The organism is Cytobacillus sp. NCCP-133, from assembly GCF_026011715.1.
In the GTDB taxonomy this organism is placed as follows: Bacteria; Bacillota; Bacilli; order Bacillales; family Cytobacillaceae; genus Cytobacillus.
On the sequence record NZ_BRVM01000024.1, the window covers coordinates 1 to 23,331 of the forward strand.

The 23,331-nt window shown below is 43.8% G+C and carries 20 protein-coding genes, 21 tRNA genes, 1 rRNA gene, 3 pseudogenes and 2 riboswitches; of the genes and pseudogenes, 41 read left to right on the forward strand and 4 right to left on the reverse strand.

Annotated elements, in window-relative coordinates:
- From rrf to NCCP133_RS19305, 37 genes and pseudogenes are all read left to right on the forward strand, one after another.
- Positions 1 to 99, forward strand: a 5S ribosomal RNA gene (gene rrf / locus NCCP133_RS19130); the annotation flags it as partial.
- 19 nt (positions 100 to 118) lie between these two features.
- Positions 119 to 193 (forward strand) — tRNA-Asn (locus NCCP133_RS19135).
- 5 nt (positions 194 to 198) lie between these two features.
- Positions 199 to 273, forward strand: a tRNA-Glu gene (locus tag NCCP133_RS19140).
- A gap of 7 nt (positions 274 to 280) precedes the next feature.
- Positions 281 to 356, forward strand: a tRNA-Val gene (locus NCCP133_RS19145).
- Between the two features lie 187 nt (positions 357 to 543).
- Positions 544 to 619 (forward strand) — tRNA-Lys (locus NCCP133_RS19150).
- Positions 620 to 634: 15 nt separating this feature from the next.
- Positions 635 to 719, forward strand: a tRNA-Leu gene (locus NCCP133_RS19155).
- A 6-nt stretch (positions 720 to 725) separates the two neighbouring features.
- A tRNA-Gly gene (locus NCCP133_RS19160) sits at positions 726 to 800 on the forward strand.
- Positions 801 to 807: 7 nt separating this feature from the next.
- Positions 808 to 884, forward strand: a tRNA-Arg gene (locus tag NCCP133_RS19165).
- Between the two features lie 6 nt (positions 885 to 890).
- Positions 891 to 967: transfer RNA gene (locus tag NCCP133_RS19170), tRNA-Pro, on the forward strand.
- Positions 968 to 989: 22 nt separating this feature from the next.
- Positions 990 to 1,065 (forward strand) — tRNA-Ala (locus NCCP133_RS19175).
- 18 nt (positions 1,066 to 1,083) lie between these two features.
- A tRNA-Met gene (locus NCCP133_RS19180) sits at positions 1,084 to 1,160 on the forward strand.
- A gap of 23 nt (positions 1,161 to 1,183) precedes the next feature.
- A tRNA-Ser gene (locus tag NCCP133_RS19185) sits at positions 1,184 to 1,276 on the forward strand.
- A gap of 79 nt (positions 1,277 to 1,355) precedes the next feature.
- A tRNA-Met gene (locus tag NCCP133_RS19190) sits at positions 1,356 to 1,429 on the forward strand.
- 3 nt (positions 1,430 to 1,432) lie between these two features.
- A tRNA-Asp gene (locus NCCP133_RS19195) sits at positions 1,433 to 1,509 on the forward strand.
- 153 nt (positions 1,510 to 1,662) lie between these two features.
- Positions 1,663 to 1,738 (forward strand) — tRNA-Phe (locus NCCP133_RS19200).
- A 23-nt stretch (positions 1,739 to 1,761) separates the two neighbouring features.
- Positions 1,762 to 1,845, forward strand: a tRNA-Tyr gene (locus NCCP133_RS19205).
- A 7-nt stretch (positions 1,846 to 1,852) separates the two neighbouring features.
- Positions 1,853 to 1,926 (forward strand) — tRNA-Trp (locus tag NCCP133_RS19210).
- 11 nt (positions 1,927 to 1,937) lie between these two features.
- Positions 1,938 to 2,013: transfer RNA gene (locus NCCP133_RS19215), tRNA-His, on the forward strand.
- 25 nt (positions 2,014 to 2,038) lie between these two features.
- Positions 2,039 to 2,113, forward strand: a tRNA-Gln gene (locus NCCP133_RS19220).
- Positions 2,114 to 2,120: 7 nt separating this feature from the next.
- Positions 2,121 to 2,194: transfer RNA gene (locus NCCP133_RS19225), tRNA-Cys, on the forward strand.
- Between the two features lie 14 nt (positions 2,195 to 2,208).
- A tRNA-Gly gene (locus tag NCCP133_RS19230) sits at positions 2,209 to 2,282 on the forward strand.
- A gap of 35 nt (positions 2,283 to 2,317) precedes the next feature.
- A tRNA-Ile gene (locus NCCP133_RS19235) sits at positions 2,318 to 2,394 on the forward strand.
- A gap of 361 nt (positions 2,395 to 2,755) precedes the next feature.
- Positions 2,756 to 2,816 (forward strand): annotated as a pseudogene (locus NCCP133_RS22010) (IS200/IS605 family transposase); the annotation flags it as partial.
- Positions 2,801 to 3,121, forward strand: a pseudogene (gene tnpA, locus NCCP133_RS19240) (IS200/IS605 family transposase). The pseudogenes NCCP133_RS22010 and tnpA, both read left to right, overlap by 16 nt.
- A gap of 11 nt (positions 3,122 to 3,132) precedes the next feature.
- Positions 3,133 to 4,234, forward strand: a pseudogene (locus tag NCCP133_RS19245) (RNA-guided endonuclease TnpB family protein).
- Positions 4,235 to 5,157: 923 nt separating this feature from the next.
- Positions 5,158 to 5,304: a cytochrome c oxidase subunit 2A gene (locus NCCP133_RS19250; RefSeq protein WP_264806863.1), complete on the forward strand. Its 147-nt coding sequence runs from the start codon at positions 5,158 to 5,160 to the stop codon at positions 5,302 to 5,304.
- Between the two features lie 12 nt (positions 5,305 to 5,316).
- Complete coding sequence (locus tag NCCP133_RS19255; protein ID WP_264806864.1) at positions 5,317 to 5,781, forward strand: cytochrome c oxidase subunit II; 465 nt, start codon at positions 5,317 to 5,319, stop codon at positions 5,779 to 5,781.
- 26 nt (positions 5,782 to 5,807) lie between these two features.
- Complete coding sequence (locus tag NCCP133_RS19260; protein ID WP_442874297.1) at positions 5,808 to 7,490, forward strand: cbb3-type cytochrome c oxidase subunit I; 1,683 nt, start codon at positions 5,808 to 5,810, stop codon at positions 7,488 to 7,490.
- 94 nt (positions 7,491 to 7,584) lie between these two features.
- Positions 7,585 to 8,187: an SCO family protein gene (locus tag NCCP133_RS19265; RefSeq protein ID WP_264806907.1), complete on the forward strand. Its 603-nt coding sequence runs from the start codon at positions 7,585 to 7,587 to the stop codon at positions 8,185 to 8,187.
- On the forward strand, positions 8,184 to 8,741 hold the full coding sequence (locus tag NCCP133_RS19270; protein WP_264806866.1) for a hypothetical protein: 558 nt from the start codon (positions 8,184 to 8,186) through the stop codon (positions 8,739 to 8,741). The genes NCCP133_RS19265 and NCCP133_RS19270 overlap by 4 nt, the downstream gene beginning before the upstream one ends.
- 143 nt (positions 8,742 to 8,884) lie before the next feature.
- Complete coding sequence (locus NCCP133_RS19275; RefSeq protein WP_264806867.1) at positions 8,885 to 9,673, forward strand: DUF2935 domain-containing protein; 789 nt, start codon at positions 8,885 to 8,887, stop codon at positions 9,671 to 9,673.
- A gap of 192 nt (positions 9,674 to 9,865) precedes the next feature.
- A riboswitch (TPP riboswitch) is annotated at positions 9,866 to 9,980 on the forward strand.
- Positions 9,981 to 10,106: 126 nt separating this feature from the next.
- Complete coding sequence (gene thiC, locus NCCP133_RS19280; RefSeq protein WP_264806868.1) at positions 10,107 to 11,891, forward strand: phosphomethylpyrimidine synthase ThiC; 1,785 nt, start codon at positions 10,107 to 10,109, stop codon at positions 11,889 to 11,891.
- Positions 11,892 to 11,914: 23 nt separating this feature from the next.
- Positions 11,915 to 12,023, forward strand: a riboswitch (TPP riboswitch).
- 66 nt (positions 12,024 to 12,089) lie between these two features.
- A complete protein-coding gene (tenI, locus tag NCCP133_RS19285) occupies positions 12,090 to 12,698 on the forward strand; it encodes a thiazole tautomerase TenI (protein ID WP_264806869.1) in 609 nt (202 codons plus the stop codon).
- Complete coding sequence (gene thiO, locus NCCP133_RS19290; protein WP_264806870.1) at positions 12,698 to 13,819, forward strand: glycine oxidase ThiO; 1,122 nt, start codon at positions 12,698 to 12,700, stop codon at positions 13,817 to 13,819. The genes tenI and thiO overlap by 1 nt, the downstream gene beginning before the upstream one ends.
- A 16-nt stretch (positions 13,820 to 13,835) precedes the next feature.
- Positions 13,836 to 14,039 carry a sulfur carrier protein ThiS gene (gene thiS / locus NCCP133_RS19295; protein WP_264806871.1) on the forward strand — a complete coding sequence of 68 codons (204 nt, stop codon included), beginning with the start codon at positions 13,836 to 13,838 and terminating at the stop codon, positions 14,037 to 14,039.
- Between the two features lies 1 nt (position 14,040).
- Positions 14,041 to 14,808 carry a thiazole synthase gene (locus tag NCCP133_RS19300; protein ID WP_264806872.1) on the forward strand — a complete coding sequence of 256 codons (768 nt, stop codon included), beginning with the start codon at positions 14,041 to 14,043 and terminating at the stop codon, positions 14,806 to 14,808.
- Positions 14,805 to 15,824 (forward strand): MoeB/ThiF family adenylyltransferase, encoded by a 1,020-nt coding sequence (locus NCCP133_RS19305; RefSeq protein WP_264806873.1) that lies wholly within the window; start codon positions 14,805 to 14,807, stop codon positions 15,822 to 15,824. The genes NCCP133_RS19300 and NCCP133_RS19305 overlap by 4 nt, the downstream gene beginning before the upstream one ends.
- Positions 15,825 to 15,896: 72 nt before the next feature.
- On the opposite strand, the gene NCCP133_RS19310 is transcribed toward NCCP133_RS19305, so the two are convergent.
- The 3 genes from NCCP133_RS19310 to NCCP133_RS19320 form a co-directional block, all read right to left on the reverse strand.
- On the reverse strand, positions 15,897 to 16,316 hold the full coding sequence (locus NCCP133_RS19310; RefSeq protein WP_264806874.1) for a hypothetical protein: 420 nt from the start codon (positions 16,314 to 16,316) through the stop codon (positions 15,897 to 15,899).
- Positions 16,317 to 16,855: 539 nt separating this feature from the next.
- Entirely contained in the window at positions 16,856 to 17,044 is a 189-nt protein-coding gene (locus NCCP133_RS19315) for a hypothetical protein (RefSeq protein ID WP_264806875.1), read from the reverse strand.
- 126 nt (positions 17,045 to 17,170) lie between these two features.
- Positions 17,171 to 18,805, reverse strand: coding sequence for a bifunctional metallophosphatase/5'-nucleotidase (locus NCCP133_RS19320; protein WP_264806876.1), 1,635 nt, complete (start codon positions 18,803 to 18,805; stop codon positions 17,171 to 17,173).
- Positions 18,806 to 18,974: 169 nt separating this feature from the next.
- Between NCCP133_RS19320 and NCCP133_RS19325 the strand changes: the two genes are divergently transcribed.
- Entirely contained in the window at positions 18,975 to 20,582 is a 1,608-nt protein-coding gene (locus tag NCCP133_RS19325) for an ATP-binding protein (protein ID WP_264806877.1), read from the forward strand.
- Positions 20,583 to 20,589: 7 nt separating this feature from the next.
- Complete coding sequence (locus NCCP133_RS19330; RefSeq protein ID WP_264806878.1) at positions 20,590 to 21,258, forward strand: response regulator; 669 nt, start codon at positions 20,590 to 20,592, stop codon at positions 21,256 to 21,258.
- Between the two features lie 73 nt (positions 21,259 to 21,331).
- On the opposite strand, the gene NCCP133_RS19335 is transcribed toward NCCP133_RS19330, so the two are convergent.
- Positions 21,332 to 21,463, reverse strand: a complete 132-nt coding sequence (locus NCCP133_RS19335; RefSeq protein ID WP_264806879.1) for a hypothetical protein — start codon at positions 21,461 to 21,463, stop codon at positions 21,332 to 21,334.
- A gap of 246 nt (positions 21,464 to 21,709) precedes the next feature.
- On the opposite strand from NCCP133_RS19335, the gene NCCP133_RS19340 reads away from it, so the two are divergent.
- Complete coding sequence (locus tag NCCP133_RS19340; protein ID WP_442874298.1) at positions 21,710 to 22,720, forward strand: tripartite tricarboxylate transporter substrate binding protein; 1,011 nt, start codon at positions 21,710 to 21,712, stop codon at positions 22,718 to 22,720.
- A gap of 150 nt (positions 22,721 to 22,870) precedes the next feature.
- Positions 22,871 to 23,329, forward strand: coding sequence for a tripartite tricarboxylate transporter TctB family protein (locus NCCP133_RS19345; protein ID WP_264806880.1), 459 nt, complete (start codon positions 22,871 to 22,873; stop codon positions 23,327 to 23,329).
- The last annotated feature ends 2 nt before the right edge of the window (positions 23,330 to 23,331 follow it).

Below are 23,331 nucleotides of genomic sequence, written 5' to 3' on the forward strand. Positions count from 1 at the left end.
AAGGTCACACCCGTTCCCATACCGAACACGGAAGTTAAGCTTCTCAGCGCCGATGGTAGTTGGGGGCTGTCCCCTTGTGAGAGTAGGACGCTGCCGGGCTGTTTCATAATACCACTATTCCGCAGTAGCTCAGTGGTAGAGCATTCGGCTGTTAACCGAACGGTCGTAGGTTCGAATCCTACCTGCGGAGCCATAAATGGCCCCTTGGTCAAGCGGTTAAGACACCGCCCTTTCACGGCGGTAACACGGGTTCGAATCCCGTAGGGGTCACCATTCATTCGGAGGATTAGCTCAGCTGGGAGAGCATCTGCCTTACAAGCAGAGGGTCGGCGGTTCGATCCCGTCATCCTCCACCATCATTTTTGGACGAGCTGTCTGCTCTTTCATAAAGGATGAGCCATTAGCTCAGTCGGTAGAGGATTTTAAAATTTGCAGCATCGAAGGGATTCATCCACGAATAGCAAACTTTTAAAATCTGCGACAAAGAACGCAGGGCTTTGAAGCACCGCTGAAACAAGGTTTAGGAAGTTAATATCAAAGCATGAGCCATTAGCTCAGTCGGTAGAGCATCTGACTTTTAATCAGAGGGTCGAAGGTTCGAGTCCTTCATGGCTCACCATTTTTATTTCATATTGCGGGTGTGGCGGAATTGGCAGACGCACCAGACTTAGGATCTGGCGCCGCAAGGCGTGGGGGTTCGACTCCCTTCACCCGCACCATTTTAAGCGGAAGTAGTTCAGTGGTAGAACATCACCTTGCCAAGGTGGGGGTCGCGGGTTCGAATCCCGTCTTCCGCTCCATTATTTTGCGCTCGTAGCTCAATTGGATAGAGCGTTTGACTACGGATCAAAAGGTTAGGGGTTCGACTCCTCTCGGGCGCGCCATATGAACGGGGAGTAGCTCAGCTTGGTAGAGCACTTGGTTTGGGACCAAGGGGTCGCAGGTTCGAATCCTGTCTTCCCGACCAGCGACACTTATTATTAACATATGGGGCCTTAGCTCAGCTGGGAGAGCGCCTGCTTTGCACGCAGGAGGTCAGCGGTTCGATCCCGCTAGGCTCCACCATAAATATTTTATCATTTTGGCGGTGTAGCTCAGCTGGCTAGAGCGTACGGTTCATACCCGTGAGGTCGGGGGTTCGATCCCCTCCGCCGCTACCAAAGATATGATTCATTAATATTTCGGAGGAATACCCAAGTCCGGCTGAAGGGATCGGTCTTGAAAACCGACAGGCGGGTCAAACCGCGCAGGGGTTCGAATCCCCTTTCCTCCTCCATTGTTTTAATGCTATGATTGAGATTGGGACAGTCCTTATGCTAGATGTGAGCATAAAAAAATCACATAAATACTATTATCGCGGGGTGGAGCAGTCCGGTAGCTCGTCGGGCTCATAACCCGAAGGTCGCAGGTTCAAATCCTGCCCCCGCAATCTGGTCCGGTAGTTCAGTTGGTTAGAATGCCTGCCTGTCACGCAGGAGGTCGCGGGTTCGAGTCCCGTCCGGACCGCCATTTTTAATAAAAAGCTAATAATAATGTGGCTTAGTCGGCAGAGGACAGCTGCGAAGCTCTAACGTCATCGAATGGCATGTTTTTAAAATCTGCGACAAAGAACGCAGGACTTTGAATTATAGTGATTTAAATCTAGACGTAATAATTTTATATGGCTCAGTAGCTCAGTCGGTAGAGCAAAGGACTGAAAATCCTTGTGTCGGCGGTTCGATTCCGTCCTGAGCCACCATTTTTTCAAGTCTTCTCAGACATGGAGGGGTAGCGAAGTGGCTAAACGCGGCGGACTGTAAATCCGCTCCTTCGGGTTCGGCAGTTCGAATCTGCCCCCCTCCACCAGTTAAATAGGGGTATAGTTTAATGGTAAAACGAAGGTCTCCAAAACCTTTGATGTGGGTTCGATTCCTGCTACCCCTGCCAGTAGGATAGTGGCGGTTGTGGCGAAGTGGTTAACGCATCGGATTGTGGCTCCGACATTCGTGGGTTCGATTCCCATCAATCGCCCCATTATTCTTTTATAACAACTAATTATTGGGCTATAGCCAAGCGGTAAGGCACCGGACTTTGACTCCGTCACTCGCAGGTTCGATTCCTGCTAGCCCAGCCATTTTTAAGGCAGCATAGCCAAGTGGTAAGGCAGAGGTCTGCAAAACCTCCATCCCCGGTTCAAATCCGGGTGTTGCCTCCAGACAAAAAATCAATGCGGGTGTAGTTTAGTGGTAAAACCTCAGCCTTCCAAGCTGATGATGAGGGTTCGATTCCCTTCACCCGCTCCAACATAAAAAGCTAGGAGCCGAAGCTAGACGAAAATGGGCCTATAGCTCAGCTGGTTAGAGCGCACGCCTGATAAGCGTGAGGTCGGTGGTTCGAGTCCACTTAGGCCCACCATTATACATACCATTTAAACTAATCCTATACGGGTTAGTTTTTTTGTTTATAGTAAAGTAAATAGACTTTTAGAGGAGAATAGCAAAAATCCGTTCCAAGTCGATCTAACGAGTGGATGAAATCATTTTGCGGACGAGGCTAAAAGGCTTTTGCCTGCTTTAACGTACTTCCGAAAGAAGTCTCCCTCTTCAAGCGTGTGAAGGGCGAAGCCCAATGGTAAGGGAGAGATGAATTTCGGTTGGGCGATAGCCCAAAGGCTTTTTCTCTTGTCTTTTTGCTTAACATGGTATAGTCAGTATTATAAAGGATAAGGACTGATATAACATTGAAATTAGACAGCAATAATCATTCAGTGTTCTTGATGTATTACCACCTTGTGTTAGTTGTGAAGTATCGAAGGAAAGTAATAGATGATACTATTTCAGACTATGCCAAAGATCAATTTGTATCTTTGAGTGAGAAATATAATATTACATTAGGTCGAATGGAACCACGAGATTGACCATGTTCATATTTTGTTCAAAGCACACAACCCAACAGTGAATGATCGAAATTCATCAATGCCTATAAAAGTGCTAGTTCAAGACTAATCAAGAAGGATTTTCCTCATGTTCGCAAAAAGTTATGGAAAGAAATGTTTTGGTCAAGAAGTTTTTGTTTGTTGACCACTGGTGGCTCACCTATTGAAGCGGTGAAAAAATATATTGAAAATCAAGGGATGAAGTGAGGTGATTTGATATGGCTAAACAAAATAAGGCATACAAGTTCAGGTTGTGTCCAACAGATGAACAGGCTTCAGCTATCCGCAAAACCTTTGGGTGTGTTCGTTTTGTCTATAACAAAATGTTAGCAGAACGAAAAGAAACGTATGAAAGCCTAAAAGATGATAAAGAAGAATTGAAAAAGGGAAAACCTCCTACTCCTGCTAAATATAAGAAGGAATTTGAATGGCTAAAGGAAGTAGACTCTTTAGCGTTGGCGAACGCTCAACTAAACTTAGATAAGGCATATAAAGCCTTCTTCAAAGGGAATGCCAAGTTCCCAAAGTTCAAAAGGAAACGACACAAACAAAGCTACACAGCAAATGTCGTAAACGGTAATATTCAATTGTTGGATGGTCATATCAAATTACCTAAATTGAAAATGGTCAAAATCAAGCAACATCAAGAAATCCCTTCTGAATACAAAATCAAATCTTGTACACTATCAATGACTTCATCAGGAAAATACTATATTTCTATTCTTACAGAGTATGAGAAGGAGATTGAAATCAAAAAAATTGAAAAAGTAGTTGGGCTAGATTTTGCGATGGATGGGTTGTTTGTTGATAGCGAGGGTGAGAAAGCCAATTACCCCAAGTTTTATCGACAAATGCTTGCGAAATCAGCAAAAGAACAACGCAACCTTTCTCTTAAAAAGAAAGGTTCTTCAAATTGGAATAAACAACGTATTCGAGTAGCTAAAATTCAAGAAAAAAACTGCCAATCAAAGGAAAAACTTTCTTCATCATAAATCAAAGGAGTTAGTGTCTACCTTCGATGCTGTTGTGATTGAAGATTTAGACATGAAAGGAATGTCACAAGCACTTAATTTCGGTAAAAGCGTAGCTGATAATGGATGGGGAATGTTCACTTCTTTCTTACAGTACAAACTAAGTGAACGAGGGAAACAACTTATCAAAATAGATACCAAAACTTGTTCGAGTTGCGGAAATACCCAACCTATGCCTATGGAAATTAGGACATACGCTTGTTCAAGTGGGCTAAATATCGATAGAGATTATAATTCAGCACTCAATATCAAAAAAGAAGGCATTCGCTTATTAGCAAGTGCCTACTAAAAATATAAACTCTTGGAACAAGAGGGTTAGCTTGGTCAATTTCGTTAGCTACCAAAAGTGGCGATTACCCAAGAAGCCCCCACTTCAAGCAACCCGCAAGGGTAGGAAGTGGTGGGAGTAGTTCACAAAGCAATGTTTACCATGGTATAACGGTGCAGTCATTGCAGGAAACGAAGGAGATTAGAAGCAGTATGAATACTATAAAGGACTTGTTAAGATAAAACCTTCTTAACTTTTCTGGATATAGAAGAGAACACCCGGGGTAGACAGAATGCTGAGGCTTTGGAAATGGTTGAGGAGCAGCTGAGGAATCTGCGGGGTGTGAAGCTGCTGTCAGCTTATCATTATAAAAAAGAATTAAATGATCGATAATGAAGCTTGTCTCTAAGGGACAGGCTTTTTTCTTTTGGCTTTGGGTTATATTTCGTTCAGGTAAAACGGTCATTCTTTTTAAGTCCATCGAAACTGGGAAGTAAGAGTGAATGGAACTAATCGGCGAAGTTAGCGCCGATTGAGGCGCGAATTAGAAGGTGAATGGAACTAATTGAAGTTATAAGTGCAGTTTTGAAGCAAGAAAAAAGAAAGTGAACGGAACGGATCAGAGTCATTAGTGCCGTTGGTACAAGGAAAAAAGAGTGAGGGGATCTTATCAGAATCATTCGTTCCCTTAGAAGCTGGAAAGAGAAGATGAAGAGCACTAATGCTTATAAGATCAAAGCTCTGGAAATGTGAATGATTTGTGAACGGCTAATGCAAATACTTAACCGGAAAGGGTGCTCGAAGCCTTGGTATTCCTGAGTCATTTGAGGATCCGATGCTTGTACTAAATAAGAGTATGTGAGAAAAGTGTGATTCAGTTCACTTTTGTGAAAAGCGTTCTCAATTATATTTTAAGTAAGAAATGATTAAAGGAGATGATGAGGGTGGAAACGAGAAAAGTGAACCAGGGGGGCAAAGCTTCCAAGGAACTTGGCACTTTGAAAGGGACCATTTTTTCAGTAACTGTAGTGGGATTAGGAATTTTTGTTACGTACTTACTTGTTTATGGCCTTTATATGGCCAGATTATAGGGGGGATAAACAATGATGCATCGCTCAGAGAAGGTATGGCTATTCTTGAGTTTCGGAATGATTATCGGGTTCATGCTCATAACGGGCTATCAGACATTTGCCTTGGAAATGGGCCCGCCAAGCTATGGGGAAAGAATTGATCCTCAGAAGGTAGATGAAACAGCACCATTTGATAATCCGGGCATTAAGCAGATTGGCGAGGATGAATATGAAGTGGTCATGACACTTCAGGTATTCAGTTTTACACCAAGCAAGATTGAAGTTCCTGCTGGATCAACTGTTCATTTTATACTAACTTCTAAAGATGTTGTTCACGGGTTCCAGGTTGCAGAAACCAACTTGAATGCCATGGTGGTTCCCGGATATGTACAAAAGATTACTCAAAAATTTGATAATCCGGGCGAATATTTAGTTTTGTGCAATGAGTACTGCGGTGCCGGGCACCAAATGATGAGCACGACGATTACGGTTAAATAAAGGGGGGATAAACAGTGGAAACCATTATGAATAAGTCAGGGAAGACACAAGTTATTAGAGAAAAAGTAAATAAAGTCTTGGGCATCAGCCTGGAGGATGCGAGATTAACGAAATCATATTTATCTGTTGCGTTCTTGGCCATTTTGCTGGGCGGATTGCTTGGACTATTGCAAGGGCTGAACCGGGCTGGGCTGCTCGAGCTTCCGGTATGGCTGAACTACTATCAGGTATTGACGGCACACGGTCTTCTGCTGGTGGTTGTACTGTCAGCCTTCTTTACAATCGGTTACTTCTATGCCGGTTTATCCCATACATTGGGCGGACTGCTTCCAAAGGTCAGAAAGATGGCATGGATCGGCTTTTGGATGAAGATATTCGGGTTTGTATTAGCTGTTATTCCGATTTTAATGAATGAAGCATCTGTTATGTATACGTTCTACCCGCCAATGGCTGCTTCACCGATCTTCTATATCGGATTGGTGTTCATCGTTCTTGGAGTTTGGATGTGCGCATTCGGGGCCTTTATCAATGTGGCGAGCTGGAGAAAACGCAATCCAGGACAGCACATTCCCATTCTCTCTTTCTTTGCAACTGGTGTGTTTGTCCTGTTATTTTTCGGAAGCCTGCCAGTAGCAATTGAGGTGTTTACAATCATTCCTTGGGCTTTCGGCTGGGTTGAAACAATAAATGTTATGGTCGCACGTACGCTGTTCTGGGCATTCGGCCATACGCTCGTTAACATCTGGTATTTAACTGCAGTTTCTGCCTGGTATGTGATTGTGCCGAAAATTATTGGCGGACGAAGATGGAATGATCTTTTAACAAGAATTGTGGTTATTGCGCTAGTGATCATGAATATTACAGGGGGCTTCCATCATCAGATTATTGACCCTGGTATTTCTGAACCAGTGAAATACATGCACGTGTTTATGAGTTTAGCCATTGGCTTCCCGTCCTTGATGACTGCTTATGCGATGTTTGCTGTATTTGAACGCACAGCCCGAAGGAAGGGCGGAAAAGGCCTTGTGGGCTGGTATAAAAAGTTGCCGTGGGGCGATGTCCGCTTCCTTGCACCGTTTATCGCGATGGCGGCCTTTATCCCTGCCGGTGCGGGCGGGATTGTCCAAAGCACAAACCAGTTGAACCAAGTTGTTCATAACACCATGTGGATTGTCGGCCACTTCCACTTGACACTGGGAATGTCTGTTGTGATGACATTCTTCGGCATCAGTTACTGGCTCGTTCCTTATGTGTCAAAAAGAGTGCTGACTCCGCAGATTAATAAATTGGGTGTGATTCAAACAATTATTTGGACGATCGGCATGGTGATCATGTCTGGTGCAATGCACTGGGTCGGTTTACTTGGATCTCCAAGAAGAACTTCTTATTCCACTTATTTTGACAATGCAACGGCTCTAAGCTGGGATCCATATTTATTCTTCCTGGCAATCGGCGGAACGCTGTTAATGATCGGTGTGCTCATCCAAGTGTACGCAGTATTCTACCTCATGTTCTTTGCACCAAAAGGAAATACTGAGTTTCCGGTGGCTGAAGTGGAAGAGGATGCAGCGCCCACACCAAGATGGACAGAGCGCTGGGGCTTATGGATTGTGTGCATGATTGTTCTTGTCGGCATGGCGTATGTCATCCCATTAGTAGACTTCATTGTCAATGCACCTCCAGGTTCTCCTCCATATAAGACCTGGTAAGAATTAAGAGATAGCTCGGCTGCCTGGGCTGTCTCTTTCTTTTAAAAGGAAGTGATGAAACATGTTTCTGAAAAATTGAACGGCTTTATCGAGCCTGGTCGTCCTGCTGTTTGGGGTTGTCCTGTTTTATATCGGTACCGATGGCTTTCAGGCCTTTACAGCAGAAACAGCCCGGGTAAATCAGTTAAAGGATGAACAGCCGGAGTTTCCGGATGTAATACTTGAGGACCATAAAGGAAGATTCTACTCTTTTTCAGAGTTTGGAGGAAAGTATGTGTTTATTACCTTCCTGTATACATCCTGTGGAACAGTTTGCCCGGAGCTTGAGGTGAATATGTCTGAAGTGTATAAACGGATACCGGAAGAATACATGGGGAAAGATATTCAGTTCCTGAGCATCAGCTTTGATCCGGAGCGGGATGATCCTGAAACGTTGAACACATACCGGAAAGCATTTGGAAGTGACGGGGAAACATGGAGGATGGCAAGGATTCCTGATCAGCAGGAGCTTCAGTCACTGTTAGATCGATTCGGTGTAATCGTCATACCGGATGAGTACGGAAACTTTGCCCATAACTCCGCTTTTTATCTTGTGAACCCTGAGGGACGATTAATGGAAGTGATGGATTATACGCTGATTGAGGAAGCGGCTGTTCGGGTGAAGGAGATTTTGGAGAGCGGAGGGGATGAGAGGTGAAGCAATCAGGCTATGGTTTAATTCTGCTGCTTGTGATGCTGCTCCCTCCTGTCGCCAATTTGCTGGAATCGATCATGATTACCCATATGCATATGCAAATGCCGATACTGGTGATTGCAGGATTTTTAATGGCGAAGTTCTTTCAGCAGCACTATTTGCAGTTCTTTGCAAAATGGAATGAAAACGGAGTGCCGGGGATCTTGCTGTTTACGATTATTATGGCGTATTGGTCCTTGCCGAGGACCATGGATGAAGCATTGACGCTGACCAGTGTGGAAGCCTTTAAATTCGTTTCTCTGCCATTTTTGGCAGGGGTGCCTTTGCGGGACAGCTGGCCAAAGTTAAGTTCTTTTTGGAAACATGCTCTTATTATCTTTTTTACAATCTTATTCCTGGCACTGGGGTGGCTGTATATGTGGTCCCCTGTCCAGCTTTGCAACAATTATTTGGTTATCGAGCAGATTACGCTTGGATGGGGCTTTATCTCGACGGCATTTGCGATGGTTGTTTACTTGGTTTACAGCTATTTTATGGATTTTTCAAAATATGAATAAAGAATGCCTGCTGCCGTTTGGGCAGCAGGTATTTGATTGGCATGCGATGAACAAATACGGAGATTGGCAATTTAATTTTGGTAGTATTAGGATTCAAAACCATTCATATATATGAGAAGGGAGTAGAAATAAGGAGGGACTACATGGCCAATCCAATTGTTGCAAGATCACTGGATGAAATTAGATTTTGGTCAAGGATTATGAAAGAACATGCTTTATTTTTGAGTCTGGGGTTTACTTATGAACAGAAACAGCTGATTGCCGAAGCACAGCAGTTTATCGCTCTATTTGAAAGAATAGAGGAAAGGCTGGCAAGGTTTACTGTAAACTCGGAACTAGGCCAAGTTCAAGCTTTTAATAACGAGGTTTATCAAGCAGCAGCTGCTATTTGGAGCTATAAAAGAAAAGTATTGGGCCTGACATTAAGATGTGAAATCCGGTCAAATAATTTTCCTTTATTAATCGACCATATCAGCAGAGAAGCTGCCTATTTTGCTAATCGATTAAAAGAACTCAATTCAGGGGTACTCGCTCCAAAACCTGAAGCAATTATTGAAGAGAATGTTTTCTTCCTCAAAATCATGGCGGATCATGCTAAGTTTATCGGCCATCTTTTAGATCCTTCAGAAAGAAAGCTAGTTGAACAGGCCAGAGAGTTTAGCCATGATTTTGACCAATTGGTATTCCAGGCTGTTGATCTTGATTCGATGCAGCCGCAATCAGAAACAAAACCTATACTTAGGCAATTCTTAAATCAGAATAAGGTTTCCGTTGCTTCGTTAAGAGACTTTAAGAAAACAGCCAGAGAATTAATTGAGGCATGCCGCATCAAGAGCAATATTCACCCACTTCTGGCAGACCATACATTTAGGGAAGCTGAGAGGTTTTTGGAAATTATCGATTTGTTTGAAGCGAGTCTGAATAAGGCTTAACTTACTTTTAAGAAAAAAATTTAATCACGTGGATGAGTAAATGGCAAAGACAGGAAAAAAGATTTTGTAAGCGGGTATCTTCCACGTCATAATCAACGGGAAGGTATTAAGTTTTTGGTGAATATTGGAGGATGTTTTAAAAAAATCTTTTATTTGTTCCAATATTTATGTATACTGAAGATAAATTTTAATAGCAATAACTAGGGGTGCCCAATAGTTTGGGCTGAGAAAGAAACGCGTTTAAGTTTCTTGACTCTTTGGACCTGATCTGGATCATACCAGCGTGGGGAAGTTAGAAAGTGCAATTTGTATTTTGTGCTAAGACATCTGCGGTTAAAGCCGGTCCATTTACGTTTGGGCCGGCTTTTTTACATATCTGCACTTCCTTTGCTCTGGATCTCGTCCTGACATCTAATAAGGGAGAGATTTATCAATGAAAGAAAGTACATTAAATCATGATCGCATTTCCATTATGAAGAGTTTTACGGGAAGCAAGAAAGTATATGTGGAGGGATCGAGGCCCGATCTAAAGGTACCAATGCGTGAGATTGAGCTAAGCCCGACTTCCGGAACTTTTGGAGAGGACATCAACGAACCTGTTCGCGTATATGATACGAGCGGACCTTATACGGATCCTCACTATACACCGAATCTCACAAGAGGGCTGCCGGCATTGAGAAGCAAGTGGATTTTTGAACGGGAGGATGCCGAAGAGTATGAAGGCCGTAAAGTGAAGCCAGAGGATAATGGGTATCGCAATGAGGATGATCCGCGGGCCAATCATAAAGTTTTCCCTGGATTATCCCGCAAGCCTTTGAGAGCGAAAAAAGGCAGGAATGTGACTCAGCTTCACTATGCTAAACAAGGAATCATTACTTCAGAGATGGAGTTTATAGCGATTAGAGAGAATATGGATCCGGAATTTGTACGATCCGAAGTAGCCAGAGGCCGTGCAATCATTCCTTCTAACATTAATCACCCGGAAACAGAGCCAATGATCATCGGCCGGCATTTCCACGTTAAAATTAACGCGAACCTTGGAAATTCTGCTGTTTCTTCATCTATTGAAGAAGAGGTAGAAAAAATGACGTGGGCGACGCGCTGGGGAGCCGATACCATTATGGATCTTTCCACAGGAAAAAATATTCACACAACGCGTGAATGGATTATCAGAAACTCTGCAGTCCCGGTCGGCACGGTTCCAATTTATCAAGCTCTGGAAAAGGTAAATGGCATTGCCGAGGATCTAACGTGGGAAGTATACCGAGATACCCTGATTGAACAAGCGGAGCAAGGTGTTGACTATTTTACCATTCATGCGGGTGTCCTTTTGCGGTATGTGCCGCTCACTGCAAAAAGGATGACCGGAATTGTATCAAGGGGCGGATCGATTATGGCACAGTGGTGCTTGCATCATCATAAAGAAAACTTTTTATATACGCATTTTGAGGAAATCTGCGAAATTATGAAAACGTATGATGTGGCGTTTTCATTGGGGGATGGCCTGCGGCCTGGATCGATTGCAGATGCCAATGATGAGGCTCAATTTGCAGAGCTTGAGACGCTCGGAGAACTCACCAAAATTGCATGGGAACATGATGTACAGGTGATGGTAGAGGGACCGGGCCATGTTCCAATGCATCTCATTAAAGAAAATATGGATAAACAATTAGAAATCTGCAAGGAAGCCCCCTTCTACACACTTGGGCCGCTTACAACAGATATTGCTCCAGGTTATGACCATATTACATCTGCAATCGGGGCGGCCATGATCGGATGGTATGGCACTGCCATGCTTTGTTATGTAACCCCAAAAGAACATTTAGGATTGCCAAATCGGGACGATGTGCGCGAGGGAGTCATCACTTACAAAATAGCCGCGCATGCTGCGGACTTGGCAAAAGGCCACCCGGGAGCGCAAAAAAGGGATGATGCCCTGTCAAAGGCCCGGTTTGAATTCCGCTGGAAAGATCAATTCAACTTATCGCTGGATCCCGAGAAAGCTTTGGAATACCATGATGAGACTCTGCCGGCAGAAGGAGCCAAAACAGCTCACTTCTGTTCCATGTGCGGACCGAAATTCTGCAGCATGAGAATTTCTCAGGATATCCGCAATTATGCAAAAGAAAATAAACTCGGCACCGAGGAAGCGATTAAGAAAGGCATGGAAGACAAAGCTGAGGAATTCCAGCAAGCTGGAGGCCGTATTTATCAGTAATCTTTTTATAGTTTAATAGAAATTATGTCCGCTGGGGGTGCCTGCTTGAAGGCTGAGATGAGAGCAAAAGCTTTTAGACCCTTAGAACCTGATCTGGATTATTCCGGCGTAGGGAAGTGGAGTATCGGGATTTTATAACCCATACAGCCGCTTCCTATTTGGAGGCGGCTTTTCATTTTAAAAACAGGGGAGATCGCAATGAAAAAGCAGCTGCATGTTATATCGGATGGCAAGCTTTCTCTGGAAGCTTTTGCTGAGATTGCTGGTGAAGTGGAACCCTTTGTGGACAGGTTTCACTTACGGGAAAAACATCGTACCTCTAGAGAGCTATATGGGGGAGTAGAGCTGCTGATTGGAAAGGGAGTCCCTATTAAGAAATTGGTTATAAATGATCGGGCAGATGTTGCGTGGGCATTTAAAGCAGGTGTGCAGCTTGCCTATCACAGTCTGCCGGTACACGTTGCAAAAAAACATTTTCCTGATCTAATAATCGGCTGTTCTGTTCATTCTCCTGATGAAGCTAATAAGGCGGCCAAGCAAGGAGCGGATTATATCCTGTTTGGCCACATTTTTGAGACGGATTCTAAAAAGGGAGTATCGCCAAAAGGAATTAAAGAGCTGGAGGCTGTAAAAAAAAGCAGTGTGATCCCGTTAGTAGCAATTGGGGGCATGAAACCGGAGAACATTTCGGAGGTATTGGAGGCGGGAGCTGATGGCATTGCTGTGATGTCAGCGATTATGCAGGCACGGGATCCTGTCAGGGCAGCAAAGGAATTTTCAAAGAAAATAAACGGGGAGGGTCAGTAATGAGGAAAGTGTATGACACCGTTATTGTTGGGGGAGGCATTAATGGAAGCTCCATTGCTTTTCAGCTGGCTAAAAGAGGATTGAAAGCGGCCATTTTGGAACAGGGGAAAATAGCTGAAAAGGCTTCAGGAGCTGCAGCTGGAATATTAGGTGCGCAAACGGAGCTGACAGAAGATGGCCCGCTATTCCGGCTTGCTTGCAAAAGCCGCTCCATGTATCGAAGCCTGATTCCCGAGCTGGAGGAGCTATCACAAGTGCATATTGGCTATCGTAACAAAGGCATGTATAAAGTGGCCGCTGATAAGGATCAAGAGACGGAACTTAAGAGAATAATAGAAAGCCAGCGAAAAGCAGGCGAGCTGGCGGAGTGGCTTTCTGTTGAAGAGCTCACCAAACGTGAGCCAGCCATATCAGCTGAATTGCTTGGCGCCATGTATATCCCTCATGATGGCCAGGTCCAAGCATATGAATTATCCCTTGCCTTTGCAAAAGCTTCCAGGGCACTCGGCGCAGACATTTATGAGTATACAAATGTATCAGATTTTATTTTAAAGGATGGAAGAGTTCATGGGGTCAAAACGAGTCAGGGAGAATTTCTGGCTGAATCCGTTATTGTGGCTGCCGGGGCCTGGAGCAGGGAAGTTCTTGAAAAAACGGGCTTGTCATTGCCGCTGATCCCTGTCAAAGGCGAGTGTTTCTCGGTCAGCTTTGAGAAACTGCTTGTACAGGGAACGATCTTTTCTCATGGATGCTATATCGTTCCAAAGAAATCAGGGAGATTAGTAGTTGGAGCGACTGTTAATGTGAACTCATTTGATGAGAGGGTGACGCTTGGGGGAATCTCCTCGTTGATGGAAAGGGCGAAAAACCTGGTGCCGGACATCGAAAAAGCTGAATGGGAGGGGGCATGGACAGGGATTCGTCCGCAATCGGCTGATGGCAAGCCATTCCTAGGAGAACATCCTCTATATAGAGGGCTATATATTGCGGCTGGCCATTTCCGGAATGGGATCCTCCTTGCCCCGGCTACTGGAGAGCTTATGGCAGACATTGTCGAAGGAAGAACAGAGCAATCAAACCCATTTGGTCTGTCCCGCCTTAAACCTTTCATTCAAACCTAAAAAAGGGGTGCTTTTTATGAAAGTGGTCATTAATGGGGAAGGTGTCGAGCTTCCGGGCACAGTGAACCGGGTTTCCACCTTGCTCAAATACTTTGACTTGGAGCAAAAGGTTGTCATTGTTGAGTGGAACCAAACGATTTTAGATCAATCGATGCATGCTGAAACGGTTTTATCGGATGGAGATCGCATGGAAATTGTACACTTTGTGGGAGGCGGATAATATGTTGAAAATTGGACCGTATGAATTTAACTCAAGACTGCTGCTGGGTACAGGAAAATATCCTAACTTTGATAGTCAAAAAGAAGCGGTAGAAGCTTCTGGTACAGAGGTGCTTACGTTTGCTGTACGCCGCATGAACCTATTCGAAGCGAACCAGCCCAACTTTTTGGAAAAGCTGGATTTGAAAAAATATAAATTGCTGCCTAATACGGCCGGAGCAAGTACAGCCGATGAAGCAGTAAGGATTGCCAGGCTATCGAAAGCTTCAGGTCTTTGCGACATGATCAAGGTTGAGGTGATCGGCTGCAGCAAAACACTGCTTCCTGATCCGTTTGAAACACTGAAAGCGGCGGAAATCCTATTAAACGAAGGGTTTATTGTCTTGCCATATACTTCTGATGATGTAGTGCTTGCCAAAAGGCTGGAGGAGCTGGGCTGTCATGCTGTCATGCCATGTGCTTCGCCAATTGGTTCAGGGCAGGGGATCATTAATCCGGTTAATCTTGAATTTATTACTATGCAGGCTGATGTGCCAGTTATTGTGGACGCCGGGATTGGAAGTCCCGCAGATGCAGCATTGGCCATGGAGCTTGGGGCAGATGGTGTTTTATTAAATACAGCTGTTTCCTCTGCAAATGATCCTGTCAAGATGGCGAAAGCGATGAAGCTGGCCATTGAAGCAGGGAGGCTAGGCTATGAAGCAGGCCGGATGCCGAAAAAACGTTATGCATCAGCGAGCAGCCCGGCGGAAGGAATGATTTTTAGTTGAATGAGCGCTACTCCCGCCAAATCTTATTCCCTCCAATTGGCAAGGAAGGCCAGAAAAGGCTTGGAGAAAAGCATGTTTTATTAGCAGGGGTTGGTGCATTGGGGGCTGCAAATGCTGAAACCCTTGTGAGAGCAGGCATCGGCAAACTAACCATTGTGGATCGCGATTATGTAGAATGGAGCAATCTGCAGCGCCAGCAGCTTTATTGTGAAGAAGATGCTAGTCAGAGGAAGCCCAAGGCCATTGCTGCAGCTAACCGATTAAAAGACATCAACTCAGAGGTGCACATCATCCCCCGCATAATGGATGTAGGAGTACAGGAATTAGAAGAGCTGATTGAGGGCGTTGATTTAATGATTGACTCAACCGATAATTTTGATATTCGCTTTCTGATCAATGATATCTCTCAAAAGCACAAAATTCCATGGATATATGGAGGCTGCGCTGGAAGCTACGGATTGAGTTTTACGATTCTGCCTGGTGTGACACCTTGCTTGAATTGCTTGATGGATAAGTTGCCATTAGGAGGAATTACCTGTGATACGGCCGGTGTTATTCAGCCGGCTATCGTGGCGGTCTCATCTCACCAGACAGCAGAGGCATTAAAGATTTTGGCGGAGGATTTCGAATCATTGCGCGGAACGCTTGTCTCATTTGATATTTGGAAAAATCACTTTAGTTCGATAAATGTATCTGCTTTAAAAAACCCGGAATGCCCATCCTGTGGAAGTAATCAAACCTACCCATTCCTTGCTTATGAAAATCAGATAAAAACAGCGCTGTTATGCGGAAGAGACACAGTGCAAATCAGGCCTTCTGCCCTTCAGGATGTTGATTTCGCCTATTTGGAAAAAACTTTGATGGATCAAGAAATCAAAGTAGAGAGCAACCCTTATTTGCTTTCGTTTTTGATCGATCAGGCCAGATTGGTTGTTTTTAAAGATGGTCGAGTGATGGTTCATGGGGTAAAGGATGTTCTTCAGGCAAAAAACCTGTATCACCGCTATTTGGGTTAATTCAGCAGTGTACACAAACATGCGCCCTCGATTCTCTTACATGGGGGCGCATGTTTATTTGCGTCAGCGGCATTATAAAAGCACCTCGTCGAGCTTTCTTACCTGATCATAGGCGGCTGCGAGATGCTCTGGCACTAACAGCCGTCCATATTCCCACGCATTTCTTTCAATTGCAGCCATCAACTGTTCTTTTTCCTCGTCTTCTCCGTACAATAATGTCCTGATATCATATTTGTTTTTCTTAAAATCCAAATAATAGCCGATTTCATGATAAAGAAGCAATTTGACAATGTTTTCATCGGTTTCCTTAATTTTAAAATTAATTTTGGCTATGTATCCGTTAACCTCCAGGTAGTTAAACTTGATGGTATTAGTAGAAACATTAAAGTTCATGGGAGCTTTTAGTTTATTGTTAAATTCATCGTTTATATTCAAACGGTGCTCGGCTAAAGTGTTTTTGATTATTTTTTCAATATCCCAAATATAAAGCACTTGACTAATGCTCCTTTCTCATTGGTTCCTTGCCTTGATTATACAAGCATGCTGCTATGGGGGATAGGTTTTTGCTATTAAATAGGTATAAAGAGTTAGAAACTGGTAAAATATGAATCAGGCATATAGGTCCGGATCGATTAAGATGCCCATTCATGTGCCCGTCGTGTCTGCTCGGAAAAAAAGTAACAGAGCTAGGAGTATTTATCCCATCGGATAAATACATTGGTAAAAAAGAAAGCGCATAAAGCTGCAAAGGCAGAGATCAGCAAGTTTCTCATAGAATCTAATCCGTAAAGCTGGAAGCCGATAAGTATAGAGTAATTAGAACATAGCCGTATGTTATCTATTACAATAGCTATCTTTTGAAAAACAGGAAAGAAAACACCGAAAAGCATTAAAAAGTATAGATATTTTTTCATGAGATCTGTCCTTTCCATTTATTAATGAAAAGATATGATGCCTGTCCTGTTTTTATTAATAGAAAGTATGAAAGAGGGTGTCCAAAAGCTATACTTTTGGGACACCCTCCATTCAGTTTATATCCAGTTACAGCGGGAACGTCTGCGGCGGCGTCTGCGATCTTCTTCGGCTTCCACACAGCGGTCTACTGCACGGCAGAAATCATCTCTGTCAATTGTAATTCTTGCGTCAAACGTAAAGTCTCTTCTTCTGTTCCTGTCACTTACTCCTGCTACGTCATCATCCCTGCGTCTAAAGTTACACATATCATAACCTCCCTTCAAGAAGAATCAATGTATTATATGAGAAATGCAGACAAGCGTTTGAGCAAGTAACTAGAAATAATAAAAATAGACTTTTTTTTAGGATCAATGGAGCAAGAGAAGTACCTTTTAGTTAATTCTTTGAATCCGCCCATCGATCTTTGAGCTAAACGGCTGCTTCAGCTTTTGAATATGATCTACTAGCGCCTCGATGTCCATTGGCCCGGTTTCGCGGTTGGTCCCATTGCGGAAGACGGTGAAATTGTCCCCGCCTTCAGCCAGGTAGGTGTTTACAGCGATTGAATAGCTTTGGGCGGGATCGAGCTTTTTCCCATCCGCAGCGGTGATATCCATTACTTTTTTACCGCGGGGCCGGCTGTCATCCCATGTGTAAGCCAGATCAGAAATCTGCAGGATCCTCGTTGCATTCGGCTGCCATTGCTGATTCAGGACGTCGCGGATTTGCCGGCCGGTTAGATTCATTTTGACCAGTTGATTGTTAAAAGGAAGAACGGTGTAAAGGTTGCCCCATGTGACATTACCTGCATCAATGTCAGCCCGGATTCCGCCTGGATTGATGAAAGCGAAGTCAGTGTTCAAGGCAGCACGCTGGGAGCCGGCAATGAGATTGCCGAGTGCGGATTCACCGCTTTGATTCCGTTCGGCCTTAATCTGGTTCGCAGCAATACCTACTTCCCTGTTTACAATCGATTCAACCTTTTTCTCATATTTTTCAATCATCCGGGTAATATCGGTGGCCGGTTGGATATTCTCTTGATAAACGGTCACAATTTCCGCCTGCTTGCTGACGATATCCTTTGTGTTCCGGTCGATTTCAATATCCACATCTGAAAAGGCTGTTCCATATGAATAGGATTGGATGAGCAGTTTTCCATCTGCCATGCTATTTAAGTATGCATGATTATGGCCGCCGAAAAGAATGTCCACTTCATCGTCGACATTTTTTGCTAAATCGATTAGAAGGCCAGTGGGCTGTTCCCCGCCGGCTTTTGACTTTCCGGGAATATGGGCAAGCACGACAATTGCTCTGACTCCTTTTTTCTTGAGCATGCCTGCATATTTGTTAATGGCTTCTGCTTCATCTGTAAACGTTAACCCCTTAACCCCGCTTGGCGCCACAAGATTGGGTGTTTCTTTCATGACGACTCCAATAAAGCCGATCGGCATCCCGCTTCTTTTTAAAATTTTAAAGGGAGGAAGGAGAGGCTTGCCTGTATGATTGCTGATCACATTTGCCGCAATCCATGGGAATTGTGATCCGGTAAAACCCCCGGTTGCGGTAGGTTTGACACCGTACAGAAGCCGAATCAGTTCAGCAGCTCCTTCATCCAATTCATGATTGCCGACTGTTCCAATATCAAATCCCATCAGATTGAGAAAATGGATAGTGGGTTCATCTTTCAAAAGTGCCGATAGCGGAGGACTGGCTCCGATCATATCGCCGGTGTGAAGCAAAATCGTATTTTCACTTTCAGCGGCACGCTGGCGCAGGTAAGCAGCCAGATAGTCAGCGCGGCCTGCGGGCTGGCCATTGACCTGCCGGGTTACGTTCAGCTGGCCATGGAGGTCGTTTATGCCCAGGAGCTTGATTTGAGGATTTAAGGACTCTGAACGTTCGTCCATATGACCGTGGTAATCTTCTGAAAGGCCCTGCTTGTTCCAGCTGTCCTTTTCTGCCATAGGTACACTGCAAAGCGGTATGCTCAATAAGCTAAGTAAAACAATGGAAATAAGTGCTTTCATAGTAGTCCTCCAGTGGTTTATGCAGAATAGTATTTGTTAAGATACGGTATTTAATCAGTGTGTTTTCAAATGCAGCAAGTGATTAGCACCCATACCGTGATGACAAAAGTGTAAATTATTATTAGAATATTAATAGATTTAAAAATTTTGTGTTCAAACCGGGGTGCTTATGAAAACCAAAAAACTTCCGATGTCGCTGCAAACAAAGATTATTGGTTCGAATATCTTAAATACCGTTTTTATTATTTTCATTTTTTTCGCTATTTCATTAGTGATTGAATATAAACATGTGGAAAAGCAAATGGGCAAGCAGGCTCTTCAGCTGGCAATTGCTGTTTCTTCGATGCCCTCCGTTGTTTCGTCCTTTGAGAAGGACGAGCCGTCAAAGATTCTTCAGCCAATGGTGAATAAAATTAGAAAAGAAACGGGAGCGGAATTCATTGTCATAGGGAATACAGAGGGAGTCCGCTACGCCCATCCGGATGATGAAAAGCTGGGCCTCTTAATGGTGGGAGGCGATAACAGCCAGGCGCTGAAGGGTGAGTTTTATATATCCAAAGCAAAGGGATCGCTTGGCAATTCCATTAGAGGAAAAGGGCCCATTAAAAATGAAGAAGGACAGATCATTGGTGTCGTCTCTGTTGGATATTTAATGGAAGACCTGCAAGAGACCGTATTGCAGCGTGGGAAAGAGTTTGGCTTCCTTTCCTTATTTGTTATCATGATGGGGGTCATCGCAAGCTATCTGTTAGCGAGAAATATCCGCAGAACAACTTTGGGGATGGAGCCGTACGAAATGACATCCCTATACCTTGAGAGGAACGCGATCCTGTACTCTACTAAAGAAGGAATTATTTCTGTTGATAAACATGGGTTTATCAAAATGATCAATCAATCAGCCAAAAATCTGCTGGGTGTAAAGGATGATATTCTGAATCAAAAAATCGAAACCATTCTTCCCAATACAGGCGTTTATAGAGTGCTCCAAACGGGAGAGCCGGATCGTGACCATGAAGTGACATTAAGAAATAGGGATGTGATCATCAATCGGACTCCGATTTTTGAAAAGGGCCAGGTTATTGGCGCCGTGTCCACGTTCAGGGATAAAACCGAAATCAATCATATGGTCGAAACGTTAACGGAAGTGAAAAAGTATTCAGAGGATCTGCGGGCACAGACGCATGAATTTTCAAATAAGCTCTATGTAATATCCGGTCTTCTGCAATTAGGGAATTATGATGATGCAATCAAAATGATTCAGGCAGAGTCTGCTGCCATTGAAAATCAGAATAAAATCATTTTTGAGCAGATTCATGATCCAAAAGTTCAAGCCCTGCTGCTTGGGAAGCTGGGCAAAGCTTCAGAGAAAAAGATTCAGTTTAGGATTGATGAAAACAGCAGCATGGATGTACTGCCGGCGCATTTTTCTTATTCTGAAGTAATTTCGATTATCGGCAACCTTATTGATAATGCTTTTGAGGCTGTGGAGGAAAGAAAGGACGGTGAAGTCACGTTCTTTGCCATAGATGTGGGGGAGGATCTGGTCATGGAGGTCTATGATAATGGTCAGGGCATACCAGAAGAACAATCCGATAAGATTTTTGAAAAGGGATATTCAACTAAAGGGGGGCAGAATAGAGGCTTTGGATTGGCGATCGTCAAACAAAGCGTGGAAAACCTGAATGGAACCATTGAATTGCAATCCACGCCTGGGAGCGGAACAGTACTCTCAATCTATCTGCCTAAAAAACAGCCGGAATCCAAAAATGAGAGGTGAATCGTTCATGAAAATTGCTATTGCAGAGGATGATTTCCGTGTCGCTTCGATACATGAACAATTTTTAGAAAAGATCGAGGGTGTTGAAGTGGCCTGGAAAGCGCTAAATGCATCCGAGGCCCTTGCCCTATTGGAAACGAAAGAAGCAGATGTTTTATTATTGGATAATTATTTGCCGGATCGCAGCGGGGTCTCGATCCTGCCGGAATTGCGGAGCCGGTTTCCGAAGCTGGACGTTATTTTAATCACAGCTTCAACGGAGAGGAAAGTGGTAGAGCCTGCCATTCGCAATGGAGTCCTCGATTATATCGTCAAGCCAGTGGATATAAACCGATTTAAGGCGGCTCTGGAAAAGGTAATGAACAGAAGAAAGCTGCTGGAGTCTGAGAATGATCTTAATCAGACTGTCATCGATCAGGTCATGTCCGGACGGGCCCATGCAGCTAAAACGGTGTCCCTGCCAAAAGGAATTGATCCATTAACTTTGACAAAAGTGCAGGAAACAATGGAAAGCTTAAATCATGGCATTAATGCAGAGGAATTAAGCGGGCATCTTGGCGCGTCAAGAACAACCGCAAGGAGATATCTTGAGTACCTGATATCTGCAGGAAAAGCAAAAGCTGAATTGGAGTACGGTATTGTCGGAAGGCCTGAACGTAAATATTATTTGGTCTAATGTGCACCTTCTTTTAGGGAGGTGTTTTTTTTAGCCATAAAAAAAGGGACAGACAAACTGTCCCTTTTTCTGTTTACTTGGTGTGATCTCTCTGGGCTTTTAATGCGATTCTTTCAAGACCATTTTCTCTGTCATCCGCAAATTCTGTGTCTTTTGGAAGTGCATTGTTTTTATGTTCAGTTTGTTTTTTCTTGTTTTTAGCCATGATTTCACCACCCTTGCCATCTCTTTATGGACACCCTCGCCAAGCGTCAGCTATCCGCGGTTTTAGTTTGCTTTCTTTTTCGCAGCCTATGCGAATTCATTATGAACTTCCATGCTTCGTGAACAAAATGAACAAAATAGCCAAAAAGGTTTTTATGCAGGATATTTTGGAAACGATTACATTTTTACTTTTCTGACTTATCATAGCGTTTAAGGATGGAAGAATGGATGAAACAGAGGGGGAATCATTTTGAAGAAATTATTGGGTACGGCAGCTGCTTTGATGATGCTTGTGACTGCCGGATGTTCAAGTCAATCATCTGGCGGAAATACAAGCGCTAATGGAGAGTGGACACCGTCGCAGCCAATTGAAATTACGGCACCTTCAGGACCTGGCGGCGGCTGGGATACAACGGCAAGGATGGCATCTCAGGTGTTTGAACAGGAAAAAATCATTGATAAACGGCTGCCGGTTGTCAATAAGGCAGGCGGCGGCGGGGCAATTGGCTGGGCGTATGTGGCCGGGAAAGATGGAAGCCCGCATCATATGTTTGTTGGATCGCCTCCGCTCGTATTGGTGCCTTTGAATGGCCAATCGGAGTATGGCTATGAAGACTTTACACCAATAGCGAATGTCATTGCCGATTATGGTGCATTCGTTGTAAAAGCGGATGCAAAGTGGGACAGCCTGAATGATTTGTTTGAAGACATGAAAAAGGATCCTGCAAGCGTCAGCATCATTGGGACATCATCTCCAGGAAGCATGGACCATATGCAATTCGTCAAGATTGCGAAAGCAGCAGGAGTGGATGTGACAAAGATTAAATATATCTCCGACCCGGATGCAGGCGGATTAACAGCAGTTCTGAATGGAAGTGTCGATGTTTATACAACAGGTGTCGCTGAAACCATTGAACAGGTACGTGCAGGAAAAATTAAAGTGCTAGGCATCACGTCTGAAGAAAGATTGGAAGGCGATGTGTTATCAGACTTCCCAACTGCCAAAGAGCAGGGAATCGATGAGACATTTATTAACTGGAGAGGCTTCTTCGGACCTCCGAACATGGACCCTGCCGCTGTGAAATACTATGAGGAAAAATTCAAAGAGCTGAATGACTCGCCAGCATGGGATGAGATCCGTAAAAAGTATGGCTGGGGCGAGCTGTATATGGACAGTGAAGAGTACAGTGAGTTCCTGAAAAAAGAAGCGGAAGAGATGGAAGTTCTACTGAAGGAATTAGGGCTGGCTCGAAACTAATCAATCATTTGGCTGTTTAAACGTGTTTTGGCATTCTGTTGACTGAGCTTTTGAAGCGGAATTCAGCAGAAAAATTTCACAGAACTTAAAAGAAAGATAGAACACATTCACGCGGTTCTATCTTTCATTCTATTAATTGAGGTGATAAAGATGCTTTCGAGGATTAATCAAAAAATTGCTGTCATCCTTGCGGCTATTGCCGGTGTTTATTTGATCATAAGCTACAGCCTGCCTAAATATCCGAATGCGATTATTGATGCAGATGTTGTTCCAAAAGGGCTGGGTTTTCTTTTATTATTCTTCGCTGTTCTATTATTTTTCGATAAGAAGGAAGAAACAAAAGCGGAAAAGCAGAAGAGACACTTGAGTAAAAGCAATTTATTGGTGCTGCTGGCTGTATTGGCATTCATTTTAATTTATATTTCTTTGCTTGAGATTCTTGGATTTTTAATCATGACCTCTGTCTTTATTTTTGGCTGTTCATTATTCCTGGGCTATAAAAAACATCTTTCCAATGGAATTGTGTCGGTTGTTTTTTCGCTTGTCATTTATGGGCTGTTTAATTATTTGCTTCGTATTAATCTGCCTGCGGGCATTATTCCATTTTAAGA

Coding starts and splice junctions, on each gene's coding strand:
- NCCP133_RS19255 (WP_264806864.1), top strand. CDS start 5,317: ATGATGCATCGCTCAGAGAAGGTATGGCTATTCTTGAGTTTCGGAATG.
- NCCP133_RS19260 (WP_442874297.1), top strand. CDS start 5,808: ATGAATAAGTCAGGGAAGACACAAGTTATTAGAGAAAAAGTAAATAAA.
- NCCP133_RS19275 (WP_264806867.1), top strand. CDS start 8,885: ATGGCCAATCCAATTGTTGCAAGATCACTGGATGAAATTAGATTTTGG.
- thiC (WP_264806868.1), top strand. CDS start 10,107: ATGAAAGAAAGTACATTAAATCATGATCGCATTTCCATTATGAAGAGT.
- tenI (WP_264806869.1), top strand. CDS start 12,090: ATGAAAAAGCAGCTGCATGTTATATCGGATGGCAAGCTTTCTCTGGAA.
- thiO (WP_264806870.1), top strand. CDS start 12,698: ATGAGGAAAGTGTATGACACCGTTATTGTTGGGGGAGGCATTAATGGA.
- thiS (WP_264806871.1), top strand. CDS start 13,836: ATGAAAGTGGTCATTAATGGGGAAGGTGTCGAGCTTCCGGGCACAGTG.
- NCCP133_RS19300 (WP_264806872.1), top strand. CDS start 14,041: ATGTTGAAAATTGGACCGTATGAATTTAACTCAAGACTGCTGCTGGGT.
- NCCP133_RS19315 (WP_264806875.1), bottom strand. CDS start 17,044: ATGTGTAACTTTAGACGCAGGGATGATGACGTAGCAGGAGTAAGTGAC.
- NCCP133_RS19320 (WP_264806876.1), bottom strand. CDS start 18,805: ATGAAAGCACTTATTTCCATTGTTTTACTTAGCTTATTGAGCATACCG.
- NCCP133_RS19325 (WP_264806877.1), top strand. CDS start 18,975: ATGAAAACCAAAAAACTTCCGATGTCGCTGCAAACAAAGATTATTGGT.
- NCCP133_RS19330 (WP_264806878.1), top strand. CDS start 20,590: ATGAAAATTGCTATTGCAGAGGATGATTTCCGTGTCGCTTCGATACAT.
- NCCP133_RS19335 (WP_264806879.1), bottom strand. CDS start 21,463: ATGGCTAAAAACAAGAAAAAACAAACTGAACATAAAAACAATGCACTT.
- NCCP133_RS19345 (WP_264806880.1), top strand. CDS start 22,871: ATGCTTTCGAGGATTAATCAAAAAATTGCTGTCATCCTTGCGGCTATT.